The organism is Lysobacter sp. Root667, from assembly GCF_001427715.1.
GTDB lineage: Bacteria > Pseudomonadota > Gammaproteobacteria > Xanthomonadales > Xanthomonadaceae > Lysobacter.
The window spans coordinates 75,537-87,751 of record NZ_LMHF01000009.1 but is presented as its reverse complement, the minus strand read 5'-3'; the positions used below and the strand labels follow the sequence as shown (position 1 = coordinate 87,751).

General features: G+C 70.8%; 11 protein-coding genes and 1 tRNA gene. 2 read left to right on the top strand and 10 right to left on the bottom strand.

The genetic code is table 11. The annotated features are described in order from the left end of the window. Nucleotides 1–70: 70 nt before the first annotated feature. The 9 genes from rocF to ASD78_RS04055 all read right to left on the bottom strand — a co-directional run bounded on the left by rocF (nt 71) and on the right by ASD78_RS04055 (nt 9,491). Entirely contained in the window at nt 71–994 is a 924-nt protein-coding gene (gene rocF / locus ASD78_RS04095; RefSeq protein WP_055909077.1) for an arginase, read from the bottom strand. Between the two features lie 295 nt (nt 995–1,289). Continuing rightward, the gene (locus ASD78_RS04090; protein ID WP_156087577.1) at nt 1,290–3,110 is read right to left on the bottom strand and encodes a sensor domain-containing diguanylate cyclase; all 1,821 of its coding nucleotides are present in this window, start codon (nt 3,108–3,110) and stop codon (nt 1,290–1,292) included. A gap of 301 nt (nt 3,111–3,411) precedes the next feature. Next, nucleotides 3,412–3,487, bottom strand: a tRNA-Thr gene (locus tag ASD78_RS04085). Nucleotides 3,488–3,563: 76 nt separating this feature from the next. Next, nucleotides 3,564–4,349 carry an SPOR domain-containing protein gene (locus ASD78_RS04080; RefSeq protein ID WP_056098577.1) on the bottom strand — a complete coding sequence of 262 codons (786 nt, stop codon included), beginning with the start codon at nt 4,347–4,349 and terminating at the stop codon, nt 3,564–3,566. Nucleotides 4,350–4,664: 315 nt separating this feature from the next. Beyond that, nucleotides 4,665–4,925 carry a hypothetical protein gene (locus ASD78_RS04075; protein WP_055909102.1) on the bottom strand — a complete coding sequence of 87 codons (261 nt, stop codon included), beginning with the start codon at nt 4,923–4,925 and terminating at the stop codon, nt 4,665–4,667. 90 nt (nt 4,926–5,015) lie between these two features. After that, nucleotides 5,016–5,795, bottom strand: coding sequence for a type III pantothenate kinase (locus ASD78_RS04070; RefSeq protein ID WP_056098575.1), 780 nt, complete (start codon nt 5,793–5,795; stop codon nt 5,016–5,018). Then, nucleotides 5,792–6,793, bottom strand: a complete 1,002-nt coding sequence (gene birA, locus ASD78_RS04065) for a bifunctional biotin--[acetyl-CoA-carboxylase] ligase/biotin operon repressor BirA (protein WP_056098574.1) — start codon at nt 6,791–6,793, stop codon at nt 5,792–5,794. Before birA ends, ASD78_RS04070 begins: the two co-directional genes overlap by 4 nt. Beyond that, complete coding sequence (plsY, locus tag ASD78_RS04060; RefSeq protein WP_055909110.1) at nt 6,793–7,452, bottom strand: glycerol-3-phosphate 1-O-acyltransferase PlsY; 660 nt, start codon at nt 7,450–7,452, stop codon at nt 6,793–6,795. Before plsY ends, birA begins: the two co-directional genes overlap by 1 nt. A gap of 188 nt (nt 7,453–7,640) precedes the next feature. Next, nucleotides 7,641–9,491, bottom strand: coding sequence for a DegV family protein (locus tag ASD78_RS04055; RefSeq protein ID WP_056098572.1), 1,851 nt, complete (start codon nt 9,489–9,491; stop codon nt 7,641–7,643). A 136-nt stretch (nt 9,492–9,627) separates the two neighbouring features. On the opposite strand from ASD78_RS04055, the gene ASD78_RS04050 reads away from it, so the two are divergent. Beyond that, nucleotides 9,628–9,888: a hypothetical protein gene (locus ASD78_RS04050; RefSeq protein ID WP_055909116.1), complete on the top strand. Its 261-nt coding sequence runs from the start codon at nt 9,628–9,630 to the stop codon at nt 9,886–9,888. A 179-nt stretch (nt 9,889–10,067) separates the two neighbouring features. Next, nucleotides 10,068–10,778, top strand: a complete 711-nt coding sequence (locus tag ASD78_RS04045; protein WP_235566461.1) for a M90 family metallopeptidase — start codon at nt 10,068–10,070, stop codon at nt 10,776–10,778. A gap of 36 nt (nt 10,779–10,814) precedes the next feature. On the opposite strand, the gene ASD78_RS04040 is transcribed toward ASD78_RS04045, so the two are convergent. Further along, nucleotides 10,815–12,212 carry an ATP-binding protein gene (locus ASD78_RS04040; RefSeq protein ID WP_055909120.1) on the bottom strand — a complete coding sequence of 466 codons (1,398 nt, stop codon included), beginning with the start codon at nt 12,210–12,212 and terminating at the stop codon, nt 10,815–10,817. Nucleotides 12,213–12,215 lie beyond the last annotated feature (3 nt).

The following is a 12,215-nucleotide window of genomic DNA, read 5'->3' as shown; positions in this document are numbered from 1 at the left end:
AGACGGCGTGAAGCCGGTGTGGAATCGCTTGTTTTCCGCCCGCCGCGGTTCATCCGTTGGCCGGTCGCGTTCAGTCGCGCATCAGCGTCGATTTGCCGAACAAGCTCTCGACCAGGTCCACCGACAGCTTCGCGGTGCGGTTGCGCTTGTCCAGCACCGGGTTGAGCTCGACGATGTCCAGCGAGGCCAAGCGGCCGCTGTCGGCGATCATCTCCATCACCAGCTGGGCTTCGCGATAGTTCGGACCGCCCGGCACCGTGGTGCCCACGCCCGGAGCGATGCTGGGGTCGAGGAAATCCACGTCGAAACTGACATGCAGATGGGTGTTGTCGTCGATGCCTTCCAGCGCCTCCTCCATCACCCGCTTCATGCCGATCTCGTCGATGTAGCGCATGTCGTACACGTCCAGGCCGTGTTCCTTGATCAGCTGCTTCTCGCCCGGATCGACCGAGCGGATGCCGATCTGACGAATGTCCTCGGCGCGCATCGCCGGCGCCTCGCCGCCCAGCGTGGTCAGGGCCTCCGGACCGATGCCGCACAAACAGGCGACCGGCATGCCATGGACGTTGCCCGAGGGCGTGACCTGGCTGGTGTTGAAGTCGGCGTGCGCATCCAGCCACAGCACGCGCAGCTGCTTGCCGGTTTCGCGGCAGTGGCGCGCGACGGCGGTGATCGAACCCAGGCCCAGGCAGTGATCGCCGCCGAGCAGGATCGGCATGCGTCCGTCGCGCAGTTCCGCCGCGACCGCGTCCATTACCAGCCGGTTCCAGGCCACCACTTCGGGCAGATGGCGGTAGCCCTCGACCGGCTTCTGCCAGGGATTGCGCGGACCGTCCAGGTTGCCGCGGTCCACCACGTCGACGCCGCGCTTGACCAGGGCCTCGCCGAGACCGGCGATGCGCAGGGCTTCCGGCCCCAGCCGTGCGCCGCGGTGCCCGGCGCCGACATCGGTGGGCGCGCCGATCAAGGAAACCGGGGGATAGGTACGACTCATAGAGAATCCTCTGGCCGCGCTGGCTGACGGACGAGCGCGCGGCATCGATAGGTGAACGCGGACGATGCCCGCGGCACCGCGCGATCGCCGCAACAGGGCCGCTGCGGCCGCCGACGATGCCCGCATTCTAATCCTTCCGCGATATCCCGGCCTGTCATCGCGATCCAGGAGCTGGTCTGGCCATCGCCGGCGCCGGTCAGGGATATGCCGCAGCGGTCGTTTCTGGATCCAAACGGTGCCGGCCGGTCGGCGGCTGGCACCGGCATCCGGTACGCAGACTCCGGTTTCGGGCCGACTAGTCGCACAACGACGAAGGATCGACGATGGCTTGCACGCGATACGTGTTGCGTCCCGCCTTCTTGGCCTCGTATAGCGCCGAATCCGCCGCGGACATCAATGCCGCAACGTCGATCGGCGCGCTCGAATACGCGATCCCGACGCTGGTCGTGACAGCCAGGCGCTGGTCGTCGACCGCTATCGGGACCTGCATCGCCTTGATCAACTTTCGCGCGATGACCTCGGCCGCTTCCGGCAGCATCGCGTCCTCGATGACGACCGCGAACTCGTCGCCGCCCAGGCGCGCCACCAGATCGGTACTGCGCACGCTGCCGAGCAGCCGTCGCGCGAATACGCGCAGGATCTCATCCCCGGCGGCATGGCCATGGTTGTCGTTGACACGCTTGAAATGGTCGACGTCGAGGTACATCAATGCGACCGAAAATCCCTGACGCCTCATCTTCTTCAGCGTGAGCGAGAGGTACTCGTCGAACTGACGCCGATTCGCCACGTCCGTGAGCGTGTCGACCCGGGCCAGACGCTCCAGTTCCAGCCGGCTTTCCTCCAGCGCCCGCTCGGCGACGACACGCCGGGTCACATCGCGGCCGGCATAGATGATGTCCAGCTCACCGGCCCGGTCCGCGCTGGGGATCGGCCGGGTGACCGCCTCCACCCAGACGTAGTGCCCGTCCTTGTGACGCACGCGATAGATCGCGGTCTTGGCCTGGCCCGATGCGATGACCTCCGCCATGGCGCTCTTCTGGCGGTCGCGATCGTCCGGGTGGACGAGGTCCCAGCGCGAACCGAGCATTTCGTCGGGCGACCAGCCCAGAATGTCCTTGGCCGACGGCGATACGTAGAGCCGCTCGCCATCGGCGCGCATGCGCACGATCACATCGTGAGAATAGTCGGCGAGCATGCGATAGCGGTGCTCGCTCTCGCGGACGCGGGCGGTCAGCCGCTTGCGCTCGGCCATGGCCAAGGCGACGGGAATGGTCATCAGACAGCCGCCCGCGATATAGAGCTGCAGCAGCGCGATACGTCCCGTGGCGCCGATGTCCTGCACCAGCCAGAGCGGCCCCCGGCCCATAGTCGTGGCGACGCTGCCCACGATCGCGAGCAGGATCACGCCGGCGGCCACGCCCGCGAAACGGTGCCGGAACGCCCCCAGCAGCAGCGGCGGATAGGCCATGAACAGCACGGGGTAGCGGGAATTGAAGACGGCGACGCTGACTCCGGCCAGCAGCAGCATGCTGGCCAGAAAGGCCCAGCGCCGGCCGGGCGCACCGGCGAAATCCAGGCCTTCGCGAAGCACCACCAAGGTGGACGTCGCGACGATCACCATGCCCACGACATGCGCGGCGAACCAGCTGATGAAGTTCATCGCCAGCGAATTGCCGTGTACGGCCGAGGTGATCGACGCCCCCAGCAGGCCGGACACCGCGCAGGCTACGAGCGTGCTGGCGATGGCGATACCGCCCAGACTGATCCAGCGCTTCGGATCGCCGACGTCGGGCACCAGATGTCTGACGACGACGGCGACGATGAGCACTTCGATGAGATCGCTGATTCCCATCGACGCGGCATGCAGCACCGAATAGCCGGCGACGAGCTGCGCGACGATATCGGCGGCCAATCCCTGCAGTACGTAGCCCCGCCATATCGAAGTGGGCCTGGCCAACAGCCAGCCGGTGAAGATGCCGTTGCCTATCCAGATGGCGGCCAGCTCCCCAGGGCCGCGCGCCAGCGTGAGCGACAACCAAGCCGTGATCCCGACCAGTAGCGCCATGGCCGTTCGGTCGATCCAGGGCCGCTGCGGCGACGTCAAGAAACTGTTCACGCCGACCTCTCATCCGGAGAGCTGCCGATTACCCTAGCCTTGGGGCGCGTGATGGCAGGTGAAAGCCCGGGAGAGCCGCACGATCGCTGCTTTCGCCCTTGCTGCGAGATGGGGCGATCTCCTCCCAATGGAGGCCTTCGCCGTCGAATGGACGATGCATGGTCGCTGGGTTCTGCATCGCCGCAGCGATAAGGCGGCATCGGGCGCCATGAGACGCCTCAGCGCTCGGCCATAAAAAAACCCCGCAGGTCGCGAGGTTCTTATGCCCACAGACGCGGCGGGATATCCATGGGATCGCCTATGGTGCCGGCAGTCAGAATCGAACTGACGACCTACCGCTTACAAGGCGGTTGCTCTACCAACTGAGCTATGCCGGCGATCGCGCCATTCTATCCCGCGCGCGAGCCCGATGGCGGGCTTTGGGCGATCCGGGGTCGGGCGTCGCGGCGCGAATCAACGCATCTTGGCGCAGTCCAGGCTGCGGCGCTGGATCGCGATCGCGGCCTGGGCGGCATCGGGATCGAAGCCTTCGCCTGCGGCCACGTCCAGCCAGGTGCTGGCGCGCGCGTCGCCCAGCGGTTCGGCCTGGGCGGCGAAACCGGCGGCATTGAGGCTCTGCGCGCGTTTGCGCGCGGCGTCCTCGGTGCGGTAGCGGCCGAGCGCGATCGCATTGGCCTCGGCACCGTCGGCGACCACGAAGTAATCGTTGAAACCGGCCGCGGCGATGCGTTGCGCCAGCGCTTGCGCCTGTTCGCGCGAGGGCTGCGGCGGCAGCACCACGCGCCAGCCGCGCGCCGGCGCGGTGCGCTGTTCGCGCATCGCGATGCGCTGCGCCAGCGGCTGCAGGTAGCGGCGCGCGGACGACGCCATATCCGCGTTCTCGAATGGGCCGAAGCTATAGCAGCGCGTGGTTTTGGCGAGCGGCGCGGAGGTTTCGGCGGCGGGGGCCTCGGTCGCGGCGGCAACCGGCGGCGGTGCGGGTGCGGGCGGCGGTGTCGCTGTTGCGGCGCTTGGCGGCGGCGTGGTGGCGTCGCGCAAGGCCGCGGCCGATGCGTTCGGCGCCGCCGGTTCGGCAACCGACCGGGCCGGCGCATCGCGTTCGGCCAACAGTTGCAGGCGCGCCACGCCCAGTTGCGATGCGGCGGGCGCCGACGACGCCGGCGGCGTGCGCAGTCCCCACCACGCGGTCACGCCGAGGTTGAGCATCAACAACAGAACGAGCAGCGCGCGGACCAGCATGGCGCGATTCTAAGCCGGCCAGCTCACGCGCTCACGGTTCGCGCGCGGATCGGACGCGCACGTTGCGACGCGCGTCATATTCGCCGTGTGCATTGACGCATCGCGGTGACGTTCGTCATGTCGGCGTTGTCGCAACGGCGACATCGGCTGGCGCGCCGGCTCGACGCTCACCCGCCGCCTCTCGGCGACACGTCCGGACCGAAGTTCGCAAGCGCGGACGAAGTATCGGCATGGACGCAGCTGCGTCGACGCCGGCGTGTCGACTCGAACGGCCGGACGGGTTCGAGCGGCTCCGCCGGAACCGCAGCGCCGCGATCAGTTCGCCGGCGGCGCCGAGGGCGCCGGCGCGGCTTCCGCGCTGGCGACGGCAGGCAAGGCCTGGGCGATGGTCGCCGCCGGCAGCGCCGGCTTGGCGGCGATACGCGGCCGCGGCCCGGTTTCGCCGACCAGCCGCAAGGGCGCGACCCCCGACAGAACCGTCGCGGCCGCGGCGGGCGCCGGAGCGCGCTGCCACCACCACACGGCGACGCCCAGGTTCAGCACCAGCAACAGGACGATCAGGGCGCGCAGCAGCATGGGCCGTATCCGGGCGGGGTACGGCCCGATTCTAGGCAGGAAGCCCGGCCGGCAGCACCCGCGAGTTGCCTGGACGGCGCCGCGCGGGGATCAGGCGGTGGTGCCGGCCGCCGCCGCGCCGGCCGGATCGGTCGCGACCCGCTCCACCGCGGCCCAGATCGCCAGTCCGTCCAGCACCAGGGTCGGGGCCAGGGCGGCCTCGGCCAGCTGCGGATGCAGGGCGTCGGCGCCGCCGCCGTGCAGCAGCAGCCGCGGCGGCCCGCCCAGGCGCTGGCCGGCGGCGGCTAGGCTGCGTTCGATCAGGGCCAGCGCCGCGCCGTCGCAGCCCGAAGCCAGGGCGTCTTCGGTGTCGCTTGCGAAATCGACGTAGTCGCCGCCGGTTTCCGGCAGTTGCGAGGCGCGCGCGTGCAACGCCTCGCGCATCAGGGTCGGCGATGGCGCGATGCGGCCGCCGAGATGGCGGCCGTCGGCATCGATCAAGTCAACGGTCAGGGCGGTGCCGACGCCGCAGACCAGCGCCGCGCCTTCGCCGCGCGCGCGCGCGCCCAGCAGGGCCAGGAAGCGATCGACGCCGAGCTTGCGCGGGTCGGCATAGGCGATGCGGACCTCGCCCAGGCGCGGCTGGGTGCGTGCGATCGCGATCCGCGCGCAGCGCGCGGTCAGCGCCTCCAGCACCGCCAGGCGCAGGCTGGGCGAGGCCACGCTGGCCAGATAGGCGACATCGATGCGTTCGGGCAGCGCCTGCGCGAGCGCGACGGCGACATCCTCCTCGCGGTGCGACAGCGCCACGGCTGCTCCGGGGCGGCCGTCCGCGCGCAGCGGCGCGCATTTGAGGCGGGTGTTGCCGAGATCGAACAGCCAGGCGCTCATGCGTTCGCTCCGGGCGCGCGGCGCACGCTGACTTCGCCGGCATGGAAATTCTGCACCGTGCCGTCGTCCAGGCGCAGGCGCAGGGCACCGTCGTCGGCCAGGCCGATCGCGATGCCGTCCTGACGCTGGCCGTTACCGCCGAGCACCGCGACCGCCGCACCCGCGAGCGCGTCCAACGCGGCATAGCGCGGCAGGAACGGAGCCAGGCCCGCGCCATCGAATTCGTCCAGCGCCGGCAGCAGGCGCGCTAGGACCGCGGCCGCGATCGCATTGCGCGCGGGCGCGGCACCGTTGCAGAGCATGCTCAGATCGCACCAGGGTTGATCGATGGCCGCCGCGGCGGCCGCCGGCATGCGCACGTTGAGGCCCAAGCCGATCACTGCGCGCGCCGGGCCGGCGTGTTCGCCGCCGCCCTCGATCAGCAGCCCACCGAGTTTGCGCAGCCCTTGCGGGTCGACTACGACCAGGTCGTTCGGCCATTTCAGGCGCACGCCTTCGTAGCCCAGACCATGCAGGGCCTCGACCGCGGCGATGCCGGCGACCAGGCTCAGCCCTCCCAGCCGCGCCAGCCCGCCACCGAACTGACGCGACAACGACAGATACAGATGCGCGGCCAACGGCGAGGCCCATTCGCGCCCGCGACGGCCGCGGCCGCCGGTCTGGCGCTCGGCCAACAGCACCGCGGCGCCCTGCGCCGGCGTGGTCCGGCGCAGGAGTTCGCTGTTGGTGGAATCGATGCTCCAGGCGACTTCGATCTGGGCCAGACGCGCGCGTTCGCTCGCGGGCAGGGCCGCGGCGATCGCGTCGGCGTCGAGCAGATCCAGCGGCTGGCTCAGTGCGTAGCCGCGGCCGGGCTTGGCTTCGATCGCGACCCCGGCTTCGCGCAAGGCTTCGATCCGTTTCCACACCGCGGCGCGGGTCTGGCCGGACGCGCGCGCGAGCGCATCGCCCGAGGCCGGGCCGGCGATCAACCGTTGCAGCAACGCGCGCTCGTCCATCAGCTGCGGCGCAGACGATGCAGCAGCCGCGCACGCGCGAAGCGCGCCTCGGTGCCGGCGCGCAGGCGCGCGAGGTTGCCGCGATGGGTGTAGACGATCAGCAGCGCGACCGCGCACGCGAACCACAGACGCGGCTCGCCGGCGTCGCTCCACCAGGCCAGCAGCGGCAGGCACAACGCCGCCAGCACCGTCGCCAGGCCGACATAGCCGCTGAGCACGACGGTCGCGATCCATACGATCAGCAGCAGCGGAATTCCGTACGGCCACAGCACCAGCAGGCCGCCGACCGCGGTCGCCGCGCCCTTGCCGCCACGGAAGCCGTGCCATAACGGCCAGACATGGCCGATCACCGCCGCGAACGCCGCGGCGTAGCCGTGGGCGGTCACGCTCAGCGCACCGGCGACCGGCGCGTAGCGCAGCGCCAGCCAGGCCACCAGCGCGCCTTTGCCGATATCGATCGCGACCACGCCCAGCGCGAAGCGCCAACCCTGGGTGCGAAACGCATTGGTGCCGCCGGCATTGCCGCTGCCCTGCTGGCGGATGTCGACGCCGCGCAGGCGCCCCAGCAGCAGGCTGCCGGACAGGGACCCGATCAGGTAGGCGGCGGCGATCAGCGCGTAGGTCGACGGGGCGATCGAGGAGAGGGACGCGGGCAGCATGGGCGGATTATGAGGGAGCGCCGCGCCTGCGTAGCGTGTTTCGCCCAGGGCTAGAGCGGCGTAGGCCGCGGTCGCGCCCATGCGGTAGACGGTGCGAGCGTCGATCGTGCGGCGCGGCGCTATCCGCGGGTGGTTCAAGCACGCCCAGACGCAAGGCTCGCGTCGGCAGTGAGTTTCGCGGTCGCGGCTTACGCCGCTCCTACCCCTGTGCGGATGGGTCGGGGCGGCGCCGGCTGCACCGACACCAGCAGCGCGCCGCGCCCCGCATGCGCGCCGATCGCCGGGCCGGTTTCGACCAGGTGCGCCTCGGCCAGATCGACCCGGCGACGCAGGGTTTCGAGCAGGCGCGCGCCGTCGTCGCGCGCGTCGCAATGGCCGACGATGGCGCGCCAATGCTGCCCGCGCGGCAGGCGCCGGGCGATGTAGCCGGCGAATTTCTCCGGCGCGCTGCGTCGCGCCAGCAGTCCGCCGGCCACGCTCAGGCGGCCGTCGGCCTTCATCCGCGCGATCGGGGTCAGCCCGCTGTAGCGCACCACCGGCCCGGCCCAGGACGGGATGCGGCCGCCGCGCACCGCGTGCGAGATGTCGCGCGCCATCGCCCAGGTCAGGGTCAGCGGACGCAGGCGTTCGAGTTCGGCCAGGATCGTGGCCAGATCGGCGCCGGCCTCGGCCAGTTCCGCCGCGCGCCAGGCCAGCAGGCCCTGGCCGCCGGCCGCGTTGATGCTGTCGAACACGCGCACGCGCAGCGGATCGGCGCGCGCGGCCGCCTGTTCGCCGGACTGCAAGGTGCCCGAGACCGCGCGCGACAGGCCGACATAGACCACCTCGGGATGGTGGGCGAGCAGGAAATCGAACGGACGCCGGAAATCGCCGGGCGGCGGCTGGCTGGTCTTGGGCAGGTCGGCGGACGCGCCCATGCGGCGGTAGAACTCGGCCGTGGCCAGGCCGACCTTGTCGAGGTAGTCGCGGCCGTCGACGCTGACCCGCACCGGCACGACGTGGATCGCATGCCGTTCGAGCACGGCTTCGGGCAGGTCGGCGGCGCTGTCGGCGACCACCGCCACTCGCTGCGAGGACTCGGCGCTGCGTTGCTGCAGCAGCATGTCGTCGGCCTTCATGCCCTCGACCGCGCCGAAGCGCGCGCAGGCATCGAACAAACGCTGCGGCGCGCCGACGTGCGCATGCACGCGCATGCGCATGGCGCCGCCGGCGAGCACCAGCGAATCGGCGCCGATCGCATCGAGCGCGGCGCGCAGGGTTTCGCGCTCGATGCCCTCGCCCAGCAGCAGGCATTCGCTGCACCAGCGCCGCTCGGGATCGACGTCCTCGTGCGGCGCGTGGACGTCGTTCGCGCTCGGCGCCTCGTTGGCCGCGGCGACGGCGCCGTGCATGCGCAGCGCGCGCGGGCCGCCGTCGACGAACTCGGCGATGCCTTCGAGCAGGTCGACGAAGCCCTGGGCGCCGGCATCGACCACGCCGGCGCGCTGCAGCAGCGCCATCTGTTGCGGCGTGCGCGCCAGGGCGATACGCGCACTGGCCAGGGCGCTGGCGAAGCCCGGACGCGGGTCGCCCTGCCCGCTCGCGCCGCGCGCGGCCTCGTCCAGGGCGTCGGCGAAGGCGCCGATCACGCTCAGGATGGTGCCCTCGACCGGATGCGCGAGGGCCGCGCGGGCGCTGTCGGCGCCGTGCCGCACCGAGGCCGCCAGCGCAGCCGCGTCCAGCACCGGCTGGGCGCGCGCGTGCTCGGCCACGCCGTGCAGGAACTGGGCCAGGATCGCCCCGGAATTGCCGCGCGCGCCGTCGATGGCATCGTTGCCGATTCGCAGCAGCAGCTCGCCGATATGCCGGCTGCGTCGGCTCAGCGCTCCATTCAGCAGGCTGCCCAGGGTGTGCGCCAGATTGTTGCCGGTGTCGCCGTCGGCGACCGGAAACACATTGATCCTGTTCAAAGTGTCGCGCCCGGCGATGACCCGGCGGGCGCCCGCGATCAGGGCCCGGCGCAGGGCCGGCGCAGTCAGGGGCGGGCGCGGGTTCGTCATGGCCGGAGTCTGCCTCAACCGTTCGTCCGAACCTGCTGCGACGCAGCATCGGCCGGCCCCGCGGCATGCCCGGATTCGCGCTATAGTCCGGATCTGTCCGGCGGCTGTGCATGGCCGGGCTCACGAGGATTCCGCCATGCTACGGATCTGCTTCTGCCTGCTGATCGCCTTCGCCAGTGCGAGCGTCGCCGCGCGCGAGGTCAAGCTGAGCCCGAACGAAAGCTGCCCGGAAAGCGCCTCGCAGAAGAAGGACACGGTCCGCGCGAGCAATCGCGCAGTCGTCGCTCCGGCCCGCAGCAACGAAACCAAAGCCAAGCCCACAGTGCACAGCGACGCCAACAACGGCCGCCTGCAGTCGCCGCGCTGGCACAGCTTCCTGCCGGGCATGTTCCGCTAAGCCGGATCCGCGTGAGCGCGACGCGCTCACGCTTGCTGCGCTAATCGTTCCATCCAATACCCATTCAAGCCTTGCGCGCTTGTGCGCGAGCGAACGCTTGCGGTTAGCCTGTCGCTCCCTAGGCAACGTCTTCGCCCGCCTTGTTCGACTTCCTGCGCCGCCTGCGGCGGCCACCGCCCATCGCCGACGCACTCTGGCGCGACGCACGCGCGGCGGTGCCGTGGGCGGCCGCGCTCGATCCGGCGCGCGACGCGCGGCTGCGCGATCTGGTCGCGCGCTTCCTGCACGAAAAGACTATCAGCCCGATCGGCGAACTCGTCCTCGACGATCGCCAACGCTGCATGCTGGCGATGCTGTGCTGCCTGCCGCTGCTGGAGTTCGGCGCCGAGGGCCTGCGCGGCTGGTCGCAACTGATCGTCTACCCGGATGCGTTCCGGGTGAAGCGCAGCCACATCGACGCGGCCGGCGTGCTGCACGAATGGCAGGACGAACTGATCGGCGAAGCCTGGGACGCCGGTCCGGTGATCCTGTCCTGGGCCGACGTGCTCGCCGATTGCGAGGATCCGCGCGCGGGCTTCTGCGTCGCCGCGCACGAGATCGCACACAAGCTCGACGCGCTCGACGGCCTGCTCGACGGCACTCCGCCGCTGCCGCGGCCGTGGCAGCGCGAATGGGCGCGCGATTTCCAACGCGTGTACGACGGCTTCATCGACGAGGTCGACTCGGGCCGCGAGACCGCGATCGATCCCTACGCCGCCGAGGCGCCGGAGGAGTTCTTCGCGGTCGCGACCGAATACCACTTCAGCGATCCGGCCCTGCTGCGCGAGTCGATGCCGGAGATCGCGGCGCACCTGCAGCGCTTCTACGGGCCGTCGCCGTTCGCCCGATAAGAGGAGCCGAGGTGACAGCCCCTTGCCGCCCGCCGCTTACAGACCGGGCGGCAATTTGACTTCGAAACGCGCGCCGCCCAGTTCCTCCGACGGCACCACGTCCAGCGTGCCGCGATAACCGCGCACCAGGTCCTGCACGATCGCCAGGCCGATGCCGTGGCCGTGCACGCGCTCGTCGCCGCGCACGCCGCGCTGCAGGATCAGCGCGACCTTCTCGGGCGGAATGCCCGGGCCGTCGTCCTCGACCGCGAGCAGCAGGCCGGGGCGGCGACCCGGCGCGGTCTCGCCTGGCTTCACCGTCAGCAGCACGCGCGAGCGCGCCCACTTGAACGCGTTCTCGAGCAGGTTGCCCAGCAGTTCCTGCAGATCGCCCGGCTCGCCGTGGAACTGCACGCCCGAGGCGACTTCGAATTCGCACAGCACGCCCTTGCCGGCGTAGACCTTTTCCAGGCCGCGTACGATCTGTTCGGCATGCGGTTCGATCGCCACCGGCGCGGCGAACAGGGCGTGGCCGCCCGAGGCCGCGCGCGCGAGCTGGTAGGACACCAGGTCGTTCATGCGTCGCAATTGCAGATCGACGTCTTCGCGCAGCTCGCCGTCGGGCGCGTTGTCGTCCAGCCGCGCGCGCAGCACCGCCAGCGGCGTTTTCAGGCTATGCGCGAGATCGGCCAGGGTGTTGCGCTGGCGGTCGAGGTTCTCGCGTTCGCTCTCGATGAAGGCGTTGATGCTTTCGGTCAGCGGCTCCAGCTCGCGCGGGTGGCGCTCGCTCATGCGCGAGGCCAGGCCGCGCTGCACGCGCTTGAGCTCCTCGATCACGCGCTTCAGCGGGCGCAGGCTCCACTGCATGATCAGCGCCTGCAGCAGCAGCAGGATGAAACCGGCGCCGCCGAGGTAGCGCCACAGCGCGCCGCGGAACACCGCGACCTGGCCGCTGAGCGAAGTCGTGTTTTCGAGGATGTAGATCGTGTACGGGAATTCGGCGCGCGGATCGCCGCCAGCGGCCCAGGTCAGGCCGATGCCGTAGCGGTAGGCCTCGCCGACGTCGCCGTTGATCTCGGTGATCGGCAGCGGGCCCTCGAAGCGGCGCTCGCTGGGCTTGAGCATGGACGCGGCCGGCAGCAGCGGGCCCTGCGCCGAGGGCGAGTCCCAATGCCCGTTGGGCAGCACCAGTTCGGCGTACAGGCCGCTGCCGGGCTGGTCGAAGCGCGGGTCGATCGGTTCGTAGGGCTCGACGAATTCGCCGCTGCGGTCGAAATCGCCCTTGGCCGCATAGGCCAGAGCGTAGCCGTGCAGGCGTTCGCGCAGGTTGTTCTCGGCAGTGTCGAGGAAGGCGCGGTCCAGCGCGTAGCCGGCCAGGGCCAGGAACGCGAGCAGGCCCAGGCTGGCGGCGAGCAGCTGCCGGGCCTGCAGCGAACGCGGCTGGCCCCAGCTCACGGG